Genomic DNA, 22,364 nt, shown 5'->3' with positions numbered 1-22,364 from the left:
TCTGTATCCGTACTTAAACAATTGCAGGAGTATAACCAGCTTGCTTGGGGCCACGCCTCAGAAACTGTGACGGTTGTCACACTTGACCGTATTGTTGGCCATGACGCAGCCAGCGGTCGAGTAGCGGGCTGACATGAGTCGGCCAGCGCTCGAGCAATGCCTGGGCGGCATCCCGTACGGCGGGCAGCAGATCGGCATCGCGCATCAGGTCGGCGACCTTGAACTGAAGCAGACCGGTTTGCCGGGTACCAAGCATTTCGCCGGGACCGCGCAATTCCAGGTCTTTTTCGGCGATGACGAAACCATCGTTGGTTTCACGCATGATGCCCAGGCGCTGGCGGCCGATCTGCGACAGCGGCGGATGGTAGAGCAGCACGCAATGGCTGACGGCGCTGCCCCGGCCGACGCGGCCGCGCAACTGGTGCAGTTGCGCCAGACCCAGGCGTTCGGGGTTCTCGATGATCATCAGGCTGGCGTTGGGCACGTCCACGCCGACTTCGATCACCGTGGTCGCGACCAGCAGTTGCAGGTTGCCGGCCTTGAATTCGGCCATCACCGCGGCTTTTTCCGCAGGTTTCATGCGGCCGTGGATCAGTCCGACCTTCAACTCGCCGAGGGCGGCGGTGAGGTCTTCGTAGGTGGTTTCGGCGGCCTGGCAGGTCAGCTCCTCCGACTCTTCGATCAGCGTGCACACCCAATAGGCCTGGCGCCCTTCGGCGCAGGCGCTGCGCACCCGCTCGATGACTTCAACCCGTCGGGTGTCGGTGATCAGCACGGTGTTGACCGGAGTTCGGCCGGGGGGCAGTTCGTCGAGGATCGAGGTGTCGAGGTCGGCGTAGGCGCTCATGGCCAGCGTGCGCGGAATCGGCGTGGCGGTCATGATCAACTGGTGCGGACACATGCGCCCGCCGACACCCTTCTGCCGCAAAGCCAGGCGCTGCTGCACGCCGAAACGGTGTTGCTCGTCGATGATCACCAGCGCCAGGTTCTTGAATTGCACTTCCTCCTGGAACAGCGCGTGGGTGCCGACGACCATCGGCGTGCCGCTGGCGATTTGCTCCAGAGCGGCGACGCGGTTCTTGCCCTTGAGCTTGCCGGCCAGCCACGCGACTTCAATGCCCAGTGGTTCGAGCCAGCGCTTGAAGGTGATGAAGTGCTGCTCGGCGAGAATCTCGGTGGGCGCCATCAGGGCCACCTGATAACCGGCTTCCAACGCTTGCAGTGCAGCGAGCGCGGCGACCACGGTTTTACCGGCGCCAACGTCACCCTGGATCAGTCGCAGCATCGGCTCGTGCTGGCTGAGGTCATAAGCGATTTCATTGCCGACCCGTTGCTGGGCACCGGTCGGGTTGAAGCCGAGATTGGCCAGGTACTTGGCTGGCAGTTGCGTGGCCTTGGGCATCGCTGGCGCGCGCAGAGAGCGCATGCTTTCGCGCAGGCGCTGTTGTGACAGTTGATGGGTCAGCAGTTCTTCGAAGGCCAGACGGTGCTGCGCCCAATGGTGACCGAGGGCCAGTTCATCGACGTCGGCATCGGCGGGCGGGTTGTGCAAATAGCGGATCGCATCGGCCAGCGGCGCCAGTTGGTAGTCCCGGGCCAGTTCGTTCGGCAGCCAATCGGGCAGGCTGCTGGGACCGAGGAGGGTGAGGGTCTGCATGCACAACTGGCGCAAGCGCTGTTGGGTCAGGCCTTCGGTGAGCGGGTAGACCGGGGTCAGGGTTTCATCCACCGGCGGCGGTTCGTCGCCAGTGATTGCGCGGTATTCCGGGTGGTAGATCTCAAGCCCCGAAGCACCAGGCCGTGCCTCGCCGTAGCAGCGAATCCGCGTGCCGCGCTTGAGGCCTTCTTTCTGCGCGTTGCTGAAATGGTAGAAGCGCAAGCTGAGCCCGCCGGTACCGTCCTGCAAACGCACCACGAGGCTGCGCCGACGACCCATGACCACATCGGCACCGCTGACGGTGCCTTCGATGACCGCATCCTGACCGGGTCGCAATGCGCCAATCGGGACAACACGGGTGCGGTCCTGGTAACGCAGCGGCAGGTGAAACAACACGTCCTGGAGGTTCTCCAGGCCGACCTTGGCCAGTTTCTCGGCCATGGCTTCACCGACACCCTTGAGTGCCGTCACCGACACTTGCGACAACTCGCTCATGACTGTTGCTTAGCCCGCAGCGACTTGCGCCGCTGGCTTGGCCACCGAGCAAAGACGAATGGAGTCAGCGAGGATTTCAATCGCTTTCGGGCGCGGGAAGCTGGCGCGCCAGGCAATGGCCACGGTGCGGAAAGGCACCGGAGCCGAGAGTGGGCGCACTTCGATTACGCCGGGAGCGTAGTGATGGCTGTCGACCGCCGACAACGGCAGGATAGAAATACCCAGACCAGAGGCGACCATGTGGCGGATGGTTTCCAGGGAGCTGGATTCCACCGTGGTGTGCTTGGCACCATCGTTGCCTTTGGTCAGGGTCGGGCAGGCCTCCAGTACCTGGTCGCGAAAGCAGTGGCCTTCGCCGAGCAGCAGCAGGCTCTTGTCGTTGAGCAGGCTGGCGTCGATGGACTCTTTTTGTGTCCACGGGTGCTGGGCCGGCATCAGCACGTAGAACGGCTCGTCGTAGAGTTGCAGGGTCAGCACGTCGGCTTCATTGAACGGCAGGGCGATGATGATCGCGTCGAGTTCGCCGTTGCGCAGTTTGTCGCGCAGCACGTGGGTGAAGTTTTCTTCGATGTACAACGGCATCTGCGGGGCGACCCGGTGCAGTTGTGGGATCAGGTGCGGGAACAGGTAGGGTCCGACGGTGTAGATTGCGCCGACTTTCAGCGGGGCGGTCAGCTGGTTCTTGCCGGCCTGGGCCAGTTCGCGGATGCCCTGGGCTTGTTCCAATACCTTTTGCGCCTGGGCGACGATGCCTTCGCCGACCGGAGTCAGGCGCACGGCGCTTTTGCTGCGCTCGAAAATCAGCACACCGAGTTCGTCTTCAAGCTTTTTCACGCCCACCGACAGGGTCGGCTGACTGACGTGGCAACGCTCGGCCGCATGGCCGAAGTGCTGCTCTTGGGCGAGGGTAACGATGTAGCGTAATTCTGTGAGGGTCATAGCAAGCGTCCATGAAGTTGCGGGCCAAGCATACCGGCTGCAATCGATAGACGCACGTTATCAGACTGGGTACGTCGAGTGACACCGGGCAATGCCGGTTTGCCGCTGGTAGATAAGCAAAAGGCACCTTTCGGTGCCTTTTTGGCTTGGCGCACAACCCTGTGGGAGCGGGCTTGCTCGCGAAAGCGGTGCTTCAGGCAACATCAATGTCGAATGATTTACCGTCTTCGCGAGCAAGCCCGCTCCCACATTTTTAGCGTCTGCGCTTTTCCAGCGAATACACAAACGGTGCAACGATTTCGATGGAGCCATTGGTCAGCATGTCGGCCGGTGGCTTGGGCAGCGGTTGGGCGCGGCGGATCATTTCCAGGGTGGCCCGGTCCAGATCGGCAGTACCCGAGGCGCCTACCAGCTCAAACGACAGCACATTGCCTTCGGCGTCCACGACGAAACGCAGACGGTTCATGCCTTCCTTGCCCCGCGCCTGTGCACTGGCCGGGTACTTTTTGTACTTCTGCAGGTGCGCCAGCAACGTGCCTTGCCAGCTGGCCTTGGCCGCCAGTTGAGCTGGCGAAGGGCCGGGCGCAGGCTGGGCGGATTTCTGCGTTGGCGCCTGAGTCTGCTGCGTTTCGGCAGGTTTCTCTTCGGCCGGTTTTTCCTTCGGCGGATCAGGTTTCTTCTCTACCGGTTTGGGCGGCTGCGGCTTCGGCTTGGGTTTGACCGGCTTTGGCACGGCAATTTCAGCTTTCGGCGCTTCAGCGAGCTTGGGTATCGGCAGTTCTTCAACCGGGGCCGGTGGCTGCGGCGGGGTGACGACCTTCGGCGGAGCAGGCGGTGGCGGGGCTGGAACCGGTGCCAGTTCGACCAGCATTGCCTGGGGAGGCAATTCGATGGGTGGACGGGCGGACCAGTTCAGCGCCAGCGCAATGGCCAGCGCGTGAACGCCCAGCACCACGGCCAGGCTACCGCTGTAACGCGTCAGCTTATGGCGCGTCGTGATCATTTCTTGACTGCCGACTCGAGACCGACCAGACCCACTTTCAGGTAGCCGGCAGAGCGCAGGTTATCCATCACGCTCATCAGGTCACCGTAATCCACACCTTTGTCGGCCTGGAAGAAGATCGTCGTGTCTTTCTTGCCCTGGGTCCTGGCGTCGAGCGTGGCGCCAAGTGCTTCAGCCTTCACTTCGTCTTCGCCGAGGAACAGGCGCTGGTCAGCCTTGACGCTGAGGAACACCGGTTTCTCTGGCCGCGGCGCCGGTTTGGCGGTCGAGGCAGGCAGGTCGACCTTGATGTCCACGGTGGCCAGCGGAGCGGCCACCATGAAGATGATCAACAGCACCAGCATCACGTCGATGAACGGCGTGACGTTGATTTCGTGGTTCTCGGCCAGATCGTCGTCTGCGCCTTCTTTCAAATGCAGGCCCATGGCCGATTACCCCACTTTCACCATGTGCGGTTGCGAGCTGCGCTCAGGCTGGTGGTCGAGGTCGCGGCTGACCAGCAGCAGGACCTGTGCCGACGCGTCGGACACCTGGGCTTTGTAACCGGCGATGGAGCGGGCGAAGACGTTGTAGATCACGACCGCAGGAATCGCGGCAACCAGGCCCAGAGCGGTGGCCAGCAGGGCTTCGGCGATGCCGGGAGCGACGACGGCGAGGTTGGTGGTCTGGGTTTTGGCGATGCCGATGAAGCTGTTCATGATGCCCCACACGGTGCCGAACAGGCCGACGAACGGCGCGGTGGAACCGATGGTAGCCAGCACGCCGGTGCCACTGCTCATGTTGCGGCCACAAGCGGCGACCAAGCGCTCCAGACGGAAGCTGACGCGTTCCTTGATGCCTTCTTTCTCGCGGCTGTTAACCGACAGGCGCATCTCTTCGAGAGCGTCGTGTACCAGCAGGTTGGCGAGGGTGCCTTCCTTCGCCGCCGTGGCGCTGGCTTCCTTAAGGGAAGCGGATTTTTTCAGTTGGGCGATTTCACCACGCAGGCGACGCTTGGCGCCCATCAGCTCAAGGCCCTTGGCGATCCAGATGGTCCAGGTGATGATTGAGGCGATGGCCAGGCCGATCATCACGATTTTCACGATGATATCGGCATTCTGGTACATGCCCCACGGCGACAGGTCATGGGCCATGCCCAGGGTGTTGTCGGCTTCGAGGACTTCAGGAACGTCTTCACCCAGGGTTTCTGCCGGTGCTGCCTGGGCAGGGTCGGTCGCGGCCGGAGCAACGGCCGGGGCGGCGTGGTCGGCCGGGGCAGGTGCTGCGGCGGCTGGAGTCGCTGGCGCCTGGGCGTCGGCGAAAGCGGCGACTGGCGCGAGCATCAGGCTGAGGAGCAGGGCGGCCACTGCGCTCCAGGCGCGAGGTCGTTTGGTTGGCGAAGCGGGGAAATGATTGCGTGTCATGCTGGCCGGACCTGAGAGAATAAACGGGTGATGTTCTTCCAGGCCTCGAAGGGCCGAGAACAAAAGTGGCGCGTATTATTGCAAGTAATTCTTGTTAACAGAAGTAATAGAGTCTCTTTTTTTCCTGCATTGCTAGCCGCCTGTCTATTGCCGGCGCTAGTCTCTGCCTTTGCGATGGGAGTTTTCTGATGTCTGCGCCTACTGTTTTGATCGCCGGCTGCGGTGATGTCGGCAGCCGCCTGGCCACACAACTGCTGGCGGCAGGGTGGGAGGTTCATGGTCTGCGACGCGATGTTTCACGCCTGCCCGAGGGCGTCATCGGCGTTGCCGGTGATTTGTTCAACAAGGACTGCCCGGCCACCTGGCCGATCGGCGCCGTGGATTACCTGGTGTATTGCGCGGCGGCCACCGATCACGACGAGGCCGGTTACCAGGCTGCCTATGTCCAGGGACTGGAGCATGTGCTGGAGTGGCTGAACGACTACGGGCAGGTGCCCAATCGCCTGCTATTCGTGTCCAGCAGCAGTGTTTATGGGCAGCAGGAAGGCGAATGGGTCGACGAAGCTTCGCCGGCGGTGGCGGGGGGTTATTCCGGACGTGTGATGCTCGAAGCCGAGCAACTCGCGCTCAAGAGCGGTATCCCGGCCAGTGTTGTGCGTTTGACCGGCATTTACGGCCCCGGCCGCGAATGGCTCCTGACCCAGGTGCGCCGGGGTTATCGCGTAGCGGTCGAGCCACCGTTGTATGCCAACCGGATTCATGCGGACGATGCCGCAGGGTTGATGGCTTGCCTGCTTGAGGCGGATCGACGTGGCGTGGCGATGGATGATGTCTACATCGGCGTCGATGACGAGCCGGCAGCGCTGGCGGATGTGGTGGGCTGGTTGCGCGGGTATCTGGGTGTGACCGAATGGGACGACGAAGCCACTGTGCGTCGTACGGGTAGCAAGCGTTGCAGCAATGCGCGGGCGAAGGCCTTGGGCTGGACGCCGAAGTACCCGAGTTTTCGCGAGGGGTATGCGGCGATTCTTGAGGGGCGCTGCTGACGTTCAGGCACTCGGAAGCAACTGTGGGAGCGGGCTTGCTCGCGAAGGGGGCGCAACATTCAACATCTCTGTTGGCTGTTACACCGCTTTCGCGAGCAAGCCCGCTCCCACAGGAGGTTGTGCGTTGCTTACTGCTTCTCAAGCAACCACTTGCGCTCACCCGGGATGAACGAGGGCATCTCGTCTGCCTGTGCCGTGTTCACGGCCTGGAAAATCTCCAGCTCCTTGCCCTTGCGCGCAAAGATCCAGGCGTTGCCCTGGCCATTGAGTTGCAGCCACATGTTGTCATTGCCGCCACTCATGGATGCGCAATCGCCTGCCAGGCACAGCGCATAGCGATCGCTACCCGGCAAGCCGGTCACCTGGCCGTCGGCCTGGAATTGAACCGTGCTGCCTTCGCCGGGGCCGCTGGCGATAGTCCAGCCGCCGCCCAGGTAGGCTGAATACAGTGCGCGTTCGAAACTGGCACCGATCGGAGCGCCCTCGGGCGCCGGGATCTGAGTGCGGTCGAAGACCTGTTCGGGCTCGTTGTCGCTGGCGGCCTGGCTCAATTGCTTGCCGTCACGCTTGAGCTCGCTGGCCGAGCTGCCATAAAAGTCGACTTTCCAGGCGCCGGATTCTTCACCCGAAAGCTTGCCGTCGACGTTTTCAAACCCGTTGGTGTAGCGGGCCTGACCGGCCTTGGTGTTGATGTCCCATTCCAGGTTCGGGCCATAGGCCTGGAGCGCTTCGCGCAGGGGGACGCCCTTGGCGGCAGCATCGATCGCCACCTGGTTGATCCAGGTGCCGCTGATATCACGGTCCGCAGGGTTGCTGGCACATCCGCCCAGGAGCAGGGCGAGCAGCGAGAGAGCAAGCGCGTTGCGCATGGTGGAATCCTTTCAAGCTTCTTTACAGCAGAGCAGTCGGCGCAGCCCCGGGCTGCGCCGTACGCATTACTCGATGACCAGGATGGCATCCATTTCAACCTGCGAACCCTTAGGCAGGGCTGCTACGCCGATGGCGGCGCGGGCAGGGTAAGGCTGGTCGAAGTACTTGCCCATGATCTCGTTGACCTTGGCGAAGTGGCTCAGGTCGGTGAGGAAGATGTTCAGCTTGACGATGTCCTTGAACGAACCGCCGGCGGCTTCAGCCACGGCCTTGAGGTTCTCGAACACCTGGACGGTCTGGGCTTCGAAGCCTTCAACCAGTTCCATGGTTTTTGGGTCCAGGGGAATCTGACCCGACATGTAAACGGTGTTGCCAGCCTTGATCGCCTGGGAGTAAGTACCGATGGCGGCCGGGGCCTTGTCGCTGGTGATAACAGTCTTGGTCATGTAGGACTCCTTGTAAGGTCGGGATTAGGCGCGCATGCGGGTGATGCGAGTCACCCCGGTCAGGGCGCGCAGTTTCTTGATCACGCGGGCCAGGTGCACGCGATCGTGCACGCTGACCACCAACTGGACCACGCTGATGCGACCATCGCGTTCGTCCATGCTGATTTTCTCGATGTTGCCGTCGGCGGCGTTGACGCTGCTGGCCAGCAGGGCGATCAGGCCGCGCTGGTGTTCCAGCTCGACGCGCAGCTCGACGTTGAATTCGCCGGTGACATCCTTGGCCCACGAGAGCTGGATGCATTTTTCCGGGTTGTGACGGATTTCGCTGATGTTGCGGCAGTTGTCCAGGTGCACGACCATGCCTTTGCCCGCGGACAAGTGGCCGACAATCGGGTCGCCCGGGATCGGCGTGCAGCACTTGGCATAGCTGAGCACCAGGCCTTCGGTACCGCGAATCGCCAGCGGGCCTTCCGGGCTCGGCAGTTGTTCGCCTTCGCCGAGCAGTCGGCGAGCCACCACGTAGGCCATGCGATTGCCCAGGCCGATGTCTTCGAGCAAATCTTCGATCAGTTCGAGGCGGTACTCGACGAGCATCGCCTTGACGCGCTCGGCCGGGATTTTCTCCAGCGCGCTGTCGAAACCGTTGAGAACCTTGTTCAGCAGGCGTTCGCCGAGGTTGATGGACTCGGAGCGGCGTTGCAGTTTCAGCGCATGGCGGATGTGCGTACGTGCCTTGCCGGTGACCACGAAGTTGAGCCAGGCCGGGTTCGGCCGCGCGCCGGGGGCGCTGACGATCTCGACCGTGGAGCCGCTCTGCAGCGGTTCGGACAGCGGTGCGAGACGACGATTGATCCGGCAGGCGATGCAGCTGTTGCCGACGTCGGTGTGCACCGCGTAGGCGAAATCGACCGCCGTGGAGCCCTTGGGCAGCTCCATGATCCGGCCTTTTGGCGTGAACACATAGACCTCGTCCGGGAACAGGTCGATCTTCACGCTCTCGATGAATTCCAGCGAGTTGCCGGCGCGTTGCTGCATTTCCAGCACGCCCTTGACCCACTGGCGGGCGCGGGCGTGAGTGCCTTTCGGCTGCTCGTCGCCGCTGGATTTGTACAGCCAATGGGCGGCGATGCCGTTGTTGGCCATCTCTTCCATTTCACGGGTGCGGATCTGGATTTCGATCGGAACGCCATGCATGCCGAACAGCGTGGTGTGCAGCGACTGATAGCCGTTGGCCTTGGGGATCGCGATGTAATCCTTGAAGCGCCCTGGCAGTGGTTTATATAAGTTATGTACAGCACCGAGTACGCGGTAGCAGGTATCGACCTTGTCGACGATGATCCGGAACGCATAGACGTCCATGATTTCGTTGAAGGCCCGGCGCTTGCCGCGCATTTTCTTGTAGATGCCGTAGAGGTGTTTCTGGCGACCGCTGACCTCGCCCTGGATGCCGTCGATGGCCAGGCAGTGGCTCAAGGACTCTTCGATCTTGTTGACGATTTCCTTGCGGTTGCCCCGGGCGCGTTTGACCGCCTGGTAGATCCGCGCGGAACGCATCGGGTGCATGGCCTTGAAGCCGAGGTCTTCGAACTCTATGCGGATGGCGTGCATGCCCAGCCGGTTGGCGATGGGCGCATAGATTTCCAGGGTTTCTTTGGCGATGCGGCGGCGTTTTTCGCCGGACAGCACTTCCAGCGTGCGCATGTTGTGCAGGCGGTCGGCCAGCTTGACCAGGATCACGCGAATGTCGCGGGCCATGGCCATGGCCATTTTCTGGAAGTTTTCGGCCTGGGCTTCGGCCTTGGTCTCGAAGTTCATCTGGGTCAGTTTGCTGACCCCGTCGACCAGTTCGGCCACGGTTTCGCCGAACTGCGCTTGCAGCGCTTCCTTGGCAATCCCGGTGTCTTCGATCACGTCATGCAGCATGGCCGCCATCAGGCTCTGATGGTCCATATGCATGTCGGCAAGAATATTGGCCACGGCAAGAGGATGCGTGACGTACGCCTCACCGCTACGGCGGCGTTGGCCGTCGTGCGCTTGTTCGGCGTAGAAATACGCTCGGCGGACCAGGTTGACCTGGTCATTGCCGAGGTAGGTCGATAAGCGATCGGCGAGGGCGTCTATGCTCGGCATGATGTCTCCTGCCGTAAGCTTTTATCCCGCGCCGTGCTACGTCGACCAGGCATAGGCTTAGACGGCCTCGTTGGACTCGTCCTCGAAAGCAGCAAAAAGCGGTTCATCTTCAACGATTTCGGCTTCGGCGATAGCTGCGTAGTCGATCAGGCCTTCAGCGATTTCGCGCAGGGCGACAACGGTAGGCTTGTCGTTTTCCCATGCTACTTTCGGCTCTTTGCCGCCGGTGGCCAGTTGACGGGCACGCTTGGTAGAGAGCATGACCAGCTCAAAGCGGTTATCCACGTGTTCTAGGCAGTCTTCAACGGTTACGCGGGCCATGGTCTTCCTCGTAGCAAATGCAATATGCGCGCTGCCCGGATGGGCGAGCGGACTCAACAGTTTAAAAAATCACCAGCGATTAGGGAAGCGCTGATTTTTTGACCAAGCCCTTCAACGCGCTGCAAGTGCCAATGTAAAGCCCTTGCAGCTGTTTTGGGAAGAGCTGATTAACCGAGCAATTCAGCCAGCAATTTGCCGTGACGCTGCTGCTGACGCTTCTGGATCAGCTGATTGGCGCGGAAAATCGCCTTCAGATCGTGCAGCGCGTGGGCGAAATCGTCGTTGATGATCAGGTAGTCGTAGTCGACGTAGTGGCTCATTTCGCTGACGGCTTCGCGCATCCGGCCGTCAATGACTTCGTCACTGTCCTGGCCGCGGTTGGTCAGGCGCTGGTGCAGGGCCTGCAATGACGGCGGCAGAATGAAGATCGAGCGGGCCTGGGGCATGAGCTTGCGTACTTGCTCGGCGCCTTGCCAGTCGATTTCCAGAATAAGGTCGTGGCCTTCGTCCAGGGTCTGCTGCAGGTGGCTTTGCGAGGTGCCGTAGAGGTTGCCGAACACTTCGGCGCGCTCGAGGAAGTCCCCGTGCTCGATCATCTTCACGAACTCGCTGCGGTCGACGAAGTGATAGTTCACGCCATTCACTTCACCGGGGCGCATGGCGCGGGTGGTGTGGGAGACCGAGACGCGGATCTCCGGATTGGCGTCGGTCAGGGCCTTGACCAGGCTGCTCTTGCCCGCGCCCGAAGGGGCGGAAATGATGTACAGGGTGCCAGTGCTGTGGGTCATGTCGGGGTTGCCTTACTCAATATTCTGCACTTGTTCGCGCATCTGCTCGATCAACACCTTGAGGTTGACCGCAGCCTGGGTGCTGCGCGGGTCGAAGGCTTTGGAGCCCAGTGTATTGGCTTCGCGGTTGAGTTCCTGCATCAGGAAGTCCAGACGCCGACCGGCAGCGCCGCCGGATTTGAGCACCCGGCGAACTTCGATGATGTGAGTGCTCAGGCGATCCAGTTCTTCGGCGACGTCGCTTTTTTGCGCGAGCATGACCATTTCCTGCTCCAGGCGCTGCGGGTCCATCTCGGCCTTCATGTCGGCGAAACGGTCGAGGACTTTCTGGCGCTGGGTGGCGAGCATCTGCGGGACCAGTTCGCGCAGGGTCACCACGTCCTCTTCGATGGAGCTCAGGCGCTCGTTGATCAGCCGCGCCAGCTCTGCGCCTTCGCGCTCGCGGCCGGCCTTCAGCTCTTTGAGGCCTTGATTGAACAGTGCCAGCGCTTCGGCGTTCAAGGCTTGCGGGTCGCTGGCGTCGCCTACCAGTACGCCGGGCCAGGCCAGGACTTCCAGAGGGTTCAGCGCTGCCGGGCTTTTGATCAGGCTGGCGATGGTCTCGGCGGCGGCGACCAGTTGCGCGGCGCGCTCCTGATCGATTTGCAGCGCCTTGCCGGTGTTTTCTTCGGTGAAACGCAGGGTGCATTCGAGCTTGCCCCGCGATACGCCCTGGCGCAGGGCTTCACGAACAGCCCCCTCGAGGTCGCGAAAGGACTCCGGCAGGCGCAAGTGGGGTTCCAGGTAGCGGCTGTTGACCGAGCGCAGTTCCCAGCTCAGGGTGCCCTGGACGCCGGCGTTTTCGACGCGGGCGAAGGCGGTCATGCTGTGCACCATGGCGGTACCTCGCAAGGCAGATCGGCACAGAACCGTGGTTCCGGGAATCCGATATCAATGAATTAAAGCCGACTGGCAGCAAAGGCGCAGGATTGTAGCGCAGTGGCGCGGGTGCGCCCAAACACACGGTGTGACAAAGAGCGGCAAGCCCGCGCTGGCGTGCGGTGCAGAGCCTTCGGTCGTCGGCGGAATTTTTTAGAAGTGCCCAGTGACGGCCGTCGGCTCTATAATGCTCCGCAGTTTTCCGTCCCCAGTACAGGTACTCCCTATGATACGTCCAAGTGGTCGCGCTGCCGATCAGCTCCGCTCGATCCGCATCACCCGCAACTACACCAAACACGCCGAGGGTTCTGTGCTGGTCGAGTTTGGTGATACCAAGGTCATCTGCACCGTCAGCGTTGAACCGGGCGTACCGCGTTTCCTGAAGGGCCAGGGCCAGGGTTGGTTGACGGCCGAGTACGGCATGCTGCCGCGCGCTACCGGCGAGCGTAACCAGCGTGAAGCCAGTCGTGGCAAGCAAGGCGGCCGCACCCTGGAAATCCAGCGCCTGATCGGTCGCTCCCTGCGCGCTGCGCTGGACATGTCCAAGCTGGGCGACGTTACCCTGTACGTCGACTGCGACGTGATCCAGGCTGACGGTGGCACCCGCACGGCGTCGATCACCGGCTCCATGGTTGCGCTGATCGATGCCTTGAAAGTCATCAAGAAGCGTGGCGGCCTGAAGGGCGGCGACCCGATCAAGCAGATGATCGCTGCGGTTTCCGTGGGCATGTACAAGGGGGAGCCTGTGCTCGACCTCGACTACCTGGAAGACTCGGCCGCCGAGACCGACCTGAACGTGGTGATGACCAGCGCTGGTGGCTTCATCGAAGTCCAGGGCACTGCCGAAGGCGCGCCGTTCCAGCCTGAAGAACTGAACGCCATGCTTGAGCTGGCGAAGAAAGGCATGAACGAGATCTTCGAACTGCAAAAGGCCGCATTGGCCGACTGACCGGACTGCTCCAGGCAAGGAGGACACCATGAGTGACGAACAACTGCCGCTGCCCACGCCGAGCCAAGAGGTGCGTCAGTGGGCGATGTTCTGTCACCTGTCCGCCCTGCTGGGGATCTGGATTCCGTTTGGCACGATCATTGGCCCGCTGATTCTCTGGCAAATGAAGCGCGAGATGGACCCGTTCATCGATGCCCAGGGCAAGGAGGCGCTGAATTTTCAGATCACCGTCGCGATCGCCTCGGCTATCTGCTTCCTGTTGATGCTGTTGATTATCGGGTTCTTCCTGTTTGGCCTGATCGCAATCGGTGCGCTGGTGCTGACGATCATTGCCGGGGTGAAGGCCAATGAAGGGCAGCCTTATCGGTATCCGTTCACCTGGCGATTGATCAAATAAACAGCGAAGTTCCCTTGTAGGAGCGAGCTTGCTCGCGATGGTCGGTCAGATACATTGATGTCGACTGACACACCATCGCGAGCAAGCTCGCTCCTACAGGAAAGCAAATCGCCCACAAAAAAGCCGACATTGCTGTCGGCTTTTTTGTGTCTGCGAAACGACGCTTAAATGGTCAGCGTCCAGTCGTAGTCCACGATCAGCGGCGCGTGTTGCGAGAACCGCGGCTGGCGTGGCAGGCGTGCGCTGCGTACGAAGCGGCGCAGGCCCGGGGTCAGCAGTTGATAGTCGAAGCGCCAACCGAGGTTGAGCATCTCCGCCTGTTCGTTGTCCGGCCACCAGCTGTACTGGTCGCCTTCACGGCTGACTTCCCGCAGGGCGTCGACATAACCCATGTTGCCGACAATCTCGTCCATCCAGGCACGTTCAGGTGCCAGGAAGCCCGGGGATTGCTGGCTGTCGCGCCAGTTCTTGATATCCAGCTTCTGTTGCGCCACGTACAGCGAGCCACAATAAATGTACTCGCGACGCTTGCGTCGCTGTTTATCCAGATAACGGGCGAAGTCGTCCATTAGCTTGAACTTCTGGTTCAAGTCTTCATCGCCGTTCTGCCCCGAAGGGAGCAGCAAGGTCGCGATGCTGACCTTGTCGAAATCGGCTTGCAGGTAGCGCCCGTAGCGGTCGGCCGTCTCGAAACCGAGACCGCTGATGACAGCCTTCGGTTGCAGCCGCGAATACAAAGCCACGCCACCTTGGGCGGGGACTTCGGCATCGCAGGCATAAAGGAAGTATCCATCCAGTTGGAAGGCTGGATCGTCCAGTTCAAAGGCGGAGGCGCGGGTGTCCTGCAGGCAGATGACGTCGGCATTCTGTGCCTGCAGCCAACTGAGCAAACCACGCTCGACTGCAGCCTGAATACCATTGACGTTCACACTGATGATCCGCATAAATGGCCCCAAAAATCGCGTGCGTGTATGATACACGGCGTCAAGCTAATTAGCTAAATCCGTGGTATTTGGGGTTTTTTCATGCAAGCGTATCAGCGCGATTTCATCCGTTTTGCCATCGATCGCGGCGTTTTGCGCTTCGGTGAGTTCACCCTGAAGTCCGGGCGCACCAGTCCTTACTTCTTCAATGCCGGCCTGTTCAACTCGGGTTCGGCCCTGGCGCAGCTGGGTCGTTTCTACGCCGCCGCCATTGCCGAGAGCGGTATTCCTTTCGACGTGCTATTTGGCCCGGCCTACAAGGGCATCCCTTTGGCGGCGACCACCGCCGTGGCCCTGGCCGAGCATCACAACCGTGACCTGCCATGGTGCTTCAATCGCAAGGAAGCCAAGGCCCATGGCGAAGGCGGCAGCCTGGTCGGCGCACCACTGACCGGCGACGTGTTGATCATCGACGACGTGATCACCGCCGGCACCGCGATTCGTGAAGTGATGCAGATCATCGCCTCCCAGGACGGCGCCAAGGCCGCCGGTGTACTGATCGCCCTGAACCGTCAGGAGCGTGGTAACGGTGAGCTGTCGGCCATCCAGGAAGTCGAGCGTGACTTCGGCATCCCGGTCATCAGCATTGTTTCGCTGAACCAGGTGCTGGAATTCCTCGCTGACGATCCGCAGCTCAAGCAGCATCTGCCTGCCGTGGAAGCGTACCGCGCCCAGTTCGGCGTTTAATCGCTATTCCCTGTGGGGCGCTTGTGTGGCGAGGGAGCTTGCTCCCGCTGGGCTGCGCAGCAGACCCAAGAATGTTGTGAGCACTGCGCACTCAAGCGGGAGCAAGCTCCCTCGCCACAAAAAAACAGCTTTCCATAGAGAATACGGCGCAAAAAAAGACCCCGCTCAGCCAGGCCGAGCGGGGTCTTTTTTGTATGCGCTAGCGCTTAAGGACGCTTGCGATTGCTGATCAGGGTGCCCACGCCGGTATCCGTGAAGATTTCCAGCAGGATCGCATTCGGTACACGACCATCAATGATCAGCGAGCTGCCCACGCCGCCCTGGACCGCTTCCAGTGCGCAACGGATCTTCGGCAGCATGCCGCCGTAGATGGTGCCGTCGGCGATCAGATCGTCGACCTGCTGGGTCGTCAGGCCGGTCAGGACCGTCCCTGACTTGTCCATCAGGCCGGCAATGTTGGTCAACAGCATCAGCTTCTCGGCTTTCAGCGCTTCGGCGACTTTACCGGCCACCAGGTCAGCGTTGATGTTGTACGACTCGCCGTTGGCGCCGACGCCGATGGGCGCGATCACCGGAATGAAATCACCCTTGACCAGCAGGTTCAGCAGGTCGGTATTGATCCCGACCACTTCGCCCACGTGGCCGATGTCGATAATTTCCGGGGTGGTCATCTCCGGGGTCTGGCGAGTAACGGTGAGTTTCTTCGCACGAATCAGCTCGGCATCTTTACCGGTCAGGCCGATGGCGCTGCCGCCATGACGGTTGATCAGGTTGACGATGTCCTTGTTGACCTGGCCGCCCAGGACCATTTCCACCACGTCCATGGTCGCGGCGTCGGTGACGCGCATGCCGTCGACGAAATGGCTTTCGATCGACAGACGCTTGAGCAGGTCACCGATTTGCGGGCCGCCGCCGTGAACCACCACCGGGTTGATGCCCACGGCCTTCATCAGCACGATGTCGCGGGCGAAGCCGGTTTTCAGCTCCTCGCTTTCCATCGCGTTGCCGCCGTATTTGATCACCAGGGTCTTGCCGACATATCGGCGGATGTAAGGCAACGCTTCGGACAGGACCTTGGCGGTGTTGGCGGCGGCTTCGCGTTCGAGGGTCATTCAGGGCTCCGGGTGAATCAGAACGGTAGTTGGAGATCAGGTGCAACACGCTTCAACTGGACTTTGAATACGTCCTTGATGCGCTGCAATTCAGCCTCGTCATCGGCCTCGAAACGCAGCACCAGCACCGGTGTGGTGTTGGATGCGCGTACCAGGCCCCAGCCTTTGGCGTAGTCGACTCGCACGCCGTCAATGGTGGTCAGGTCGGCGCCTGCGCCCCACTGCGCATCGTGCAATGCATCAATGATGCTGAATTTGCTCTCTTCGGTCACATGGATATTGATTTCCGGCGTAGAAATATCGTTCGGGAAGGTCGCAAACAGCTCTTCGGCCGAAGATTTTTCCTTGCTGAGGATTTCCAGCAACCGCGCGGCGCTGTAAATACCATCGTCGAAACCGAACCAGCGCTCCTTGAAGAAGATGTGCCCGCTCATTTCGCCGGCCAGCAGGGCGCCGGATTGTTTCATTTTCTTTTTGATCAACGAGTGACCGGTCTTCCACATCAACGACCGGCCGCCGTACTCCTTGATCAGCGGAATCAGGCGGCGGGTGCATTTGACGTCGAAGATGATCTCGGCGCCGGGGTTGCGCGCCACCACGTCACGGGCGAACAGCATCAGCAGGCGGTCCGGGTAAACGATGCTGCCGGTGTTGGTCACCACGCCGACGCGGTCGCCATCGCCGTCGAAGGCCAGGCCGATGTCTGCGTTGGTTTCCTTGACCTTGGCGATCAGGTCCACGAGGTTTTCAGGCTTGCCCGGGTCCGGGTGGTGGTTCGGGAAGTTGCCATCCACTTCGCAGAACAGCGGGATGACTTCGCAGTTCAGCGCTTCGATCAATTGCGGGGCGATCACGCCGGCCGCGCCGTTGCCGCAGTCGACGACCACTTTCAGGCGGCGGGCCAGTTTGATGTCCTGGACGATTTCGTTGTTGTAGCGCTCGAGGATCTCGACCTGGGTGATGCTGCCCTGGCCGCTGCTCAGGTCGTTGGTCTTGAGGCGGTCGTGCAGGGCCTGGATCTGTTCGTTGGCCAGGGTGTCGCCAGCAATGACGATCTTGAACCCGTTGTAGTTCGACGGGTTGTGGCTGCCAGTGAGCATCACGCCGGATTTGCCGGCGAGTACGTTGGCGGCGTAGTAGAGCGCCGGCGTCGGGACCAGGCCGACATCACTGACGTGACAGCCGCTGTCGGCGATGCCTTTGATCAGTTGCGCGACCAGTTCCGGGCCGGACAAGCGGCCGTCGCGACCGACGCAAACGTTCGGTTCGCCCTGGGCCAGGCTTTGGGAACCGACAGCGCGGCCAATCCAGTAAGCAGTTTCAGCGTTCAGGAATTCCGGGACGGTGCCGCGGATGTCGTAGGCGCGGAAGATACTGTCAGGGAACTTGGGTGCGATTTTGGCCGGGGTGTTCATCTGTGGAAATGCTCCATCTCGAAAGTGGCTGGACAGGCCGCCGATTCATTCGGCAACAGGTTCAAACTGAAGGGTATGACGGCGTTTTCCACAGAGAGTTCGTGGTGTGAAAGGGCCATGACGCCCCCGGCGGCAAGGGTTTGGCCGGGCAATGCCTTGATTTCCGGAGCTAAACCTTGCAGATGACAATTTGAATTTTGTGGTGAGAGAGCAGGCCCCGCTCACCACAATGCATCGCTCTCGAATCAACGAGTACCGGTATGGCCGAAGCCACCAGTGCCACGCTCGGTTTCAACAAACTCTTCAACCATCTCGAAGTGAGCCTGCACCACCGGCACCAGCACCAGTTGCGCCAGGCGCTCACCGACCGGCATGGTGAATTCGGTCTGGCCGCGGTTCCAGCAGGAGACCATCAATGGGCCCTGGTAGTCGGAGTCGATCAACCCCACCAGGTTGCCCAGCACGATGCCGTGCTTATGGCCCATGCCGGAGCGCGGCAGAATCAGCGCCGCCAGGTTCGGATCACCGATATAGACCGACAGGCCGGTGGGGATCAGCACGGTTTCACCCGGCTTGATCACGGTGTCCTGTTCCAGCATGGCGCGCAGGTCGAGGCCGGCGGAGCCTGGTGTGGCGTATTGCGGCAGCGGGAATTCGGTACCGATGCGGGGGTCGAGGATCTTGGCTTGCAAAGCGTGCATGTAAATTAAACCTGGTTCAGACGTTCGGCGATAAAAGTGATCAGCTGGCGAGCAATCTTGCTCTTGCTGGTCTGGGCGAAAAGTGTGGCGTGAAGCTCACGGTCGATGACGCTGCAGGCATTTTCTTCGCTGTTGAAGCCAATGCTCGGGTTGGCGACGTCGTTGGCGACGATCAAATCGAGGTTCTTGTCTTTCAACTTGCGCGCAGCGTAATCGAGCAGGTTTTCGGTCTCGGCGGCGAAACCGACACTGAACGGACGGTCGGGACGGGTGGCGATGGTGGCCAGGATGTCCGGGTTACGCACCATCTGCAGCAACAAGCCGTCGCCGTTCGTAGGATCTTTCTTGAGTTTCTGTGGGGCGACGACTTCCGGGCGGTAATCCGCGACGGCTGCCGAGGCGATGAACAGGTCGCAAGGGATCGCCGCTTCGCAGGCGGCCAGCATGTCGCGGGCGCTGACCACGTCGATGCGGGTAACGCGATCCGGGGTCGGCAGGTGCACGGGGCCGGTGATCAGGGTCACGCGGGCACCGGCTTCCACGGCGGCTTCGGCCAGGGCAAAGCCCATTTTCCCGGAGCTGTGGTTGGTGATGTAGCGCACCGGGTCGATGTTTTCCTGGGTCGGGCCGGCGGTGATCAGCACGTGTTTGCCGGTCAATGCTTGACGCTGGAAGCAGTCGGCGGCGCATTGGGCGAGGTCAGTGGCTTCGAGCATGCGGCCCATGCCGACGTCGCCACAGGCCTGGCTGCCGGAGGCCGGGCCGAAGCTCTTCAGGCCGCGACTTTCAAGGAGTTGCAGGTTGGCCTGGGTCGCCGGGTCGCGCCACATGGCCTGGTTCATGGCCGGGGCAACGGCGACTACGGCGTCAGTGGCCAGCACCAGGGTTGTCAGCAGGTCGTTGGCGATACCTTGGGCCAGACGGGCGATCAGGTCCGCCGTGGCGGGGGCGATCAGCACCAGATCGGCCCATTTGGCCAGTTCGATGTGGCCCATGGCCGCTTCGGCCGCCGGGTCCAGCAGGTCCAGGTGGACTGGGTGCCCGGACAGGGCCTGCATGGTCAGCGGGGTGATGAACTCTGCACCGCCCCGGGTCATGACCACGCGCACTTCGGCGCCCTGATCGATCAGGCGGCGAACCAGGTCGGCGCTCTTGTAGGCAGCGATACCGCCGCCGACGCCCAGAACAATGCGTTTCCGATACAGCCGCTGCATAGGCCTGCCTTTCAATTCGTTGGTGACATACGTGGCGAAACCCCCTCCCCAGGATGAATTCGCCCGCAAAAAAGATGGGCTACGATATCACAGCGACCGCTACGGAACAGCGGCGCCCACAGACAGGGAGGTGCTATGAGTATTCGCGATTGGCCGGCGGCGGAGCGGCCGCGGGAGAGGTTGCTTGAACAGGGCGCGGGAAGTCTTTCGGACGCCGAATTGCTGGCGATCTTTTTACGTACAGGCGTGGTAGGTAAAAGCGCTGTGGATTTGGCGCGACACCTGTTGAATCAGTTTGGCAGCCTGCGTTTGCTGCTTGAGGCCGATCAGGAAACGTTCAGCAAGCAGTTGGGGCTTGGGCCGGCGAAATTTGCACATTTGCAGGCTGCGCAAGAAATGAGCAGGCGTCATCTGGCCGAGCGTGCGCGCCAAAAATCGGCCCTGGAGAATCCTCACGCGGTTCGCGAGTACCTGAAGTCGATGCTGCGCCACGAGCCACACGAGGTGTTCGGTTGCCTGTTTCTCGACTCCAGGCACCAAGTACTGGCGTTTGAGACGCTGTTTCGCGGCTCTATCGACAACACCAGCGTACATCCGCGAGAGGTGGTCAAGCGCGCCTTGGCCAACAACGCAGCGGCATTGATCCTCTGTCACAACCATCCATCGGGCAGCACCGACCCCAGTCAGTCCGACCGGGTGTTGACCAAGCGCCTGCAAAAGGCTCTGGAGTTGATTGACGTGCGGATCCTCGACCATTTCATCATCGGTGACGGCGACCCGTTGTCGATGGCTGAGTATGGGTGGATGTAGCGCATGGCCCCTGTAGGAGCGAGCTTGCTCGAGATAAGCCCGAGAGCGCTGCGGGGTGTCTGGCTTCCCGCGTTATCGTTCACGACCATCGCGAGCAAGCTCGCTCCTACAGGGTTTTGTGTTGAGGTGGATTACTTGAAGTTCACCTTCGAGTAATCCTGCCGGCCAAACGGGCTGACCGAGTACCCCTCGACATCCTTGCGCGTCAGGGCGAAGGCCGTCGGGTGGGCCAGCGGTAGCCACAGCGCCTGCTGCTGGATCTGCGCCTGGGCCTGCTCGTAGAGCTTGCTGCGCACACCTTGCTCGCCGGTGGTCTTGCCAGCGCTGATCAGCTTGTCCAGGTCCTGGTTGCAGTAACGGGCGAAATTGGTCCCGGACTTGACCGCGGCGCAGGAAAACTGCGGCGTGAGGAAGTTGTCCGGGTCACCGTTGTCGCCGGCCCAGCCCATGAACAGCAAGTCGTGTTCACCAGCCTTGGCGCGGCGGATCAGCTCGCCCCATTCGATCACGCGGATTTCGGCCTGAATGCCGATTTCCGCGAGGTCGGACTGCAGCAGTTGAGCGCCGAGGCTTGGGTTGGGATTGAGCAGGCTGCCGGAAGGGCGGGTCCAGATGGTGGTCTGGAAGCCGTCCTTGAGCCCGGCCTTGGCCATCAGCGCCTTGGCCTTGGCGATGTCATGCGGATAACCCGGGAGGCTTTTCGCGTAGCTCCAGGTGTTCGGCGGATACGGACCGTTGGCCGCTTCTGCGGTGTCTTCGAACACCGCTTTGACGTAATTGGCCTTGTCGAAGGCGAGATTGATGGCCTGACGCACTTCTGGCTTGTCCAGCGGCGGATGCTGGCTGTTGATGCCGACGAATGCGGTCATGAACGCGTCAGTCTTTTCGACTTTCAGGGTCGGCTCTTTCAGCGCTTCCTGTACGTCCAGGGGCTTGGGTGACAGGGCGATCTGGCATTCATTGCGACGCAACTTCTGCAAACGTACGTTGGCGTCCGGCGTGATGGCAAAGATCAACGGATCTACGGAGGGTTTGCCGCCGAAGTAGTCGGGGTTGGCTTTGTAGCGAACCGAGGCGTCCTTCTGGAAGCGGGTGAACACGAACGGCCCCGTGCCGATCGGTTGGCTGTTGAGTTTTTCCGGCGTGCCGGCCTTCATCAGTTTGTCGGCGTATTCGGCCGAATAGATCGAGGCAAAACCCATGCTCAGGGTCGCCAGGAAGGTCGAGTCCGGGTGGTCGAGGGTGAAGCGCACGGTCTGCGGGTCAAGAGCGTCGATCTTCTTGATCAGTGCAGGCAACTGCATCGATTGCGCATGGGGGAAGCCACTCTGGGCGACTTTGTGCCACGCATTGGCCGGGTCGAGCATGCGGTCGAAGCTGAAAATCACGTCTTCGGCGCTCAGGTCCCGCGCTGGGGTGAAGTACTCGGTGCGATGGAATTTCACCTGCGGGTGCAACTTGAAGACATAAGTCAGGCCGTCGGGGCTGACTTCCCAGCTGTCGGCGAGGCTGGCGACCACCTTGCCGCTGGCCGTGTCGAAGTCCACCAGGCGGTTCATCAGCACATCGGCCGAAGCGTTGGTGGTGGTCAGCGAGTTGTACTGCACCACGTCGAACCCTTCAGGGCTTGCCTCGGTGCAGACGCTCAAGGCGGCAGCAAAGGCCTGTGGGCTCAGCAGGAGCGGGGCGAGCAACAGCGGTAGGGCAGCGAGGCGCATGGTCGGTTCCTTTACAGATCGAAGGCCCATCTGCAAGTGCAGTCTGGAAAAGTCTTACCCTAGTGGGCTCTTTTGCAAATGACTATCCCCTTTTTCATTTTGAGGTGACTATAGGCGCCTGATTTTGCTGTGCGGCGGTTGTGCAAAACCCCGGATTGACTCGATGACCGATTCTCTGCGACGAGCGGTCGGCATCGACGATAGCCTTTGTCCAAGGCGCTCGGAGCCCGGAAAACGGGGTTTTTGTGAATTCAACGCACACCGAATGTTGTTGCTCTCCAGTCTTTCTGGTATAAAGCAGCGCTCTTTTCTAGGGGCCCGGTTCCTTCACTGTAGGTGTAGCCGGTAAGACCCTTAAAGAA

Annotated in this window: 21 protein-coding genes and 1 pseudogene; 5 read left to right on the top strand and 17 right to left on the bottom strand. The window is 61.2% G+C overall.

What is annotated here, in order from left to right:
* Positions 1–76: 76 nt before the first annotated feature.
* The 5 genes from recG to exbB form a co-directional block, all read right to left on the bottom strand.
* A complete protein-coding gene (recG, locus tag QMK54_RS30560) occupies positions 77–2,152 on the bottom strand; it encodes an ATP-dependent DNA helicase RecG (protein WP_320401807.1) in 2,076 nt (691 codons plus the stop codon).
* Positions 2,153–2,161: 9 nt separating this feature from the next.
* On the bottom strand, positions 2,162–3,091 hold the full coding sequence (locus QMK54_RS30555) for a hydrogen peroxide-inducible genes activator (RefSeq protein ID WP_008047093.1): 930 nt from the start codon (positions 3,089–3,091) through the stop codon (positions 2,162–2,164).
* A gap of 253 nt (positions 3,092–3,344) precedes the next feature.
* The gene (locus tag QMK54_RS30550; RefSeq protein ID WP_110656956.1) at positions 3,345–4,094 is read right to left on the bottom strand and encodes a TonB family protein; all 750 of its coding nucleotides are present in this window, start codon (positions 4,092–4,094) and stop codon (positions 3,345–3,347) included.
* Complete coding sequence (exbD, locus tag QMK54_RS30545; protein WP_057395886.1) at positions 4,091–4,519, bottom strand: TonB system transport protein ExbD; 429 nt, start codon at positions 4,517–4,519, stop codon at positions 4,091–4,093. Before exbD ends, QMK54_RS30550 begins: the two co-directional genes overlap by 4 nt.
* A gap of 6 nt (positions 4,520–4,525) precedes the next feature.
* A complete protein-coding gene (exbB, locus tag QMK54_RS30540) occupies positions 4,526–5,497 on the bottom strand; it encodes a tonB-system energizer ExbB (RefSeq protein WP_223590415.1) in 972 nt (323 codons plus the stop codon).
* 188 nt (positions 5,498–5,685) lie between these two features.
* Between exbB and QMK54_RS30535 the strand changes: the two genes are divergently transcribed.
* Positions 5,686–6,543 (top strand): SDR family oxidoreductase, encoded by an 858-nt coding sequence (locus QMK54_RS30535; RefSeq protein ID WP_320401806.1) that lies wholly within the window; start codon positions 5,686–5,688, stop codon positions 6,541–6,543.
* 128 nt (positions 6,544–6,671) lie between these two features.
* Here the strand turns inward: QMK54_RS30535 and QMK54_RS30530 are convergent, their stop codons facing one another.
* The 6 genes from QMK54_RS30530 to QMK54_RS30505 form a co-directional block, all read right to left on the bottom strand.
* Positions 6,672–7,412, bottom strand: coding sequence for a hypothetical protein (locus tag QMK54_RS30530; protein WP_320401805.1), 741 nt, complete (start codon positions 7,410–7,412; stop codon positions 6,672–6,674).
* A gap of 66 nt (positions 7,413–7,478) precedes the next feature.
* Positions 7,479–7,859, bottom strand: a complete 381-nt coding sequence (locus QMK54_RS30525; RefSeq protein ID WP_003229509.1) for a RidA family protein — start codon at positions 7,857–7,859, stop codon at positions 7,479–7,481.
* Between the two features lie 24 nt (positions 7,860–7,883).
* Positions 7,884–9,989, bottom strand: coding sequence for a bifunctional GTP diphosphokinase/guanosine-3',5'-bis pyrophosphate 3'-pyrophosphohydrolase (gene spoT, locus QMK54_RS30520; RefSeq protein WP_110661908.1), 2,106 nt, complete (start codon positions 9,987–9,989; stop codon positions 7,884–7,886).
* A gap of 57 nt (positions 9,990–10,046) precedes the next feature.
* Positions 10,047–10,310 carry a DNA-directed RNA polymerase subunit omega gene (gene rpoZ / locus QMK54_RS30515; protein WP_007921129.1) on the bottom strand — a complete coding sequence of 88 codons (264 nt, stop codon included), beginning with the start codon at positions 10,308–10,310 and terminating at the stop codon, positions 10,047–10,049.
* Positions 10,311–10,477: 167 nt separating this feature from the next.
* The gene (gene gmk / locus QMK54_RS30510; protein WP_046038947.1) at positions 10,478–11,098 is read right to left on the bottom strand and encodes a guanylate kinase; all 621 of its coding nucleotides are present in this window, start codon (positions 11,096–11,098) and stop codon (positions 10,478–10,480) included.
* Positions 11,099–11,110: 12 nt separating this feature from the next.
* Positions 11,111–11,974, bottom strand: coding sequence for a YicC/YloC family endoribonuclease (locus QMK54_RS30505; protein WP_223590421.1), 864 nt, complete (start codon positions 11,972–11,974; stop codon positions 11,111–11,113).
* Between the two features lie 268 nt (positions 11,975–12,242).
* On the opposite strand from QMK54_RS30505, the gene rph reads away from it, so the two are divergent.
* Positions 12,243–12,965, top strand: coding sequence for a ribonuclease PH (gene rph, locus QMK54_RS30500; RefSeq protein ID WP_056726850.1), 723 nt, complete (start codon positions 12,243–12,245; stop codon positions 12,963–12,965).
* A 28-nt stretch (positions 12,966–12,993) separates the two neighbouring features.
* Positions 12,994–13,362, top strand: a complete 369-nt coding sequence (locus tag QMK54_RS30495) for a DUF4870 domain-containing protein (protein ID WP_103395943.1) — start codon at positions 12,994–12,996, stop codon at positions 13,360–13,362.
* 164 nt (positions 13,363–13,526) lie between these two features.
* On the opposite strand, the gene QMK54_RS30490 is transcribed toward QMK54_RS30495, so the two are convergent.
* Entirely contained in the window at positions 13,527–14,306 is a 780-nt protein-coding gene (locus QMK54_RS30490; RefSeq protein ID WP_003176915.1) for an exodeoxyribonuclease III, read from the bottom strand.
* An 81-nt stretch (positions 14,307–14,387) separates the two neighbouring features.
* Here QMK54_RS30490 and pyrE point away from each other — a divergent pair, with 81 nt between their 5' ends.
* Positions 14,388–15,032, top strand: coding sequence for an orotate phosphoribosyltransferase (gene pyrE / locus QMK54_RS30485; RefSeq protein WP_011336558.1), 645 nt, complete (start codon positions 14,388–14,390; stop codon positions 15,030–15,032).
* A 206-nt stretch (positions 15,033–15,238) separates the two neighbouring features.
* Here pyrE and argB read toward each other — a convergent pair whose 3' ends face one another.
* From argB to coaBC, 4 genes and pseudogenes are all read right to left on the bottom strand, one after another.
* On the bottom strand, positions 15,239–16,144 hold the full coding sequence (argB, locus tag QMK54_RS30480) for an acetylglutamate kinase (RefSeq protein ID WP_008047078.1): 906 nt from the start codon (positions 16,142–16,144) through the stop codon (positions 15,239–15,241).
* Positions 16,145–16,161: 17 nt separating this feature from the next.
* Positions 16,162–17,538, bottom strand: a pseudogene (locus tag QMK54_RS30475) (phosphomannomutase/phosphoglucomutase); the annotation flags it as partial.
* A gap of 266 nt (positions 17,539–17,804) precedes the next feature.
* Positions 17,805–18,260: a dUTP diphosphatase gene (gene dut, locus QMK54_RS30470; RefSeq protein WP_007975171.1), complete on the bottom strand. Its 456-nt coding sequence runs from the start codon at positions 18,258–18,260 to the stop codon at positions 17,805–17,807.
* A gap of 5 nt (positions 18,261–18,265) precedes the next feature.
* On the bottom strand, positions 18,266–19,474 hold the full coding sequence (gene coaBC / locus QMK54_RS30465; RefSeq protein WP_223590424.1) for a bifunctional phosphopantothenoylcysteine decarboxylase/phosphopantothenate--cysteine ligase CoaBC: 1,209 nt from the start codon (positions 19,472–19,474) through the stop codon (positions 18,266–18,268).
* 135 nt (positions 19,475–19,609) lie between these two features.
* Here coaBC and radC point away from each other — a divergent pair, with 135 nt between their 5' ends.
* Positions 19,610–20,284, top strand: coding sequence for a RadC family protein (gene radC / locus QMK54_RS30460; RefSeq protein ID WP_110660334.1), 675 nt, complete (start codon positions 19,610–19,612; stop codon positions 20,282–20,284).
* A gap of 131 nt (positions 20,285–20,415) precedes the next feature.
* On the opposite strand, the gene QMK54_RS30455 is transcribed toward radC, so the two are convergent.
* A complete protein-coding gene (locus QMK54_RS30455; RefSeq protein WP_223590430.1) occupies positions 20,416–22,002 on the bottom strand; it encodes an ABC transporter substrate-binding protein in 1,587 nt (528 codons plus the stop codon).
* Positions 22,003–22,364 lie beyond the last annotated feature (362 nt).

This window comes from Pseudomonas sp. P5_109 (assembly GCF_034009455.1).
GTDB lineage: Bacteria > Pseudomonadota > Gammaproteobacteria > Pseudomonadales > Pseudomonadaceae > Aquipseudomonas.
The sequence above is the reverse complement of the archived record's forward strand: the minus strand, read 5'-3'. Positions and strand labels throughout refer to the sequence as shown.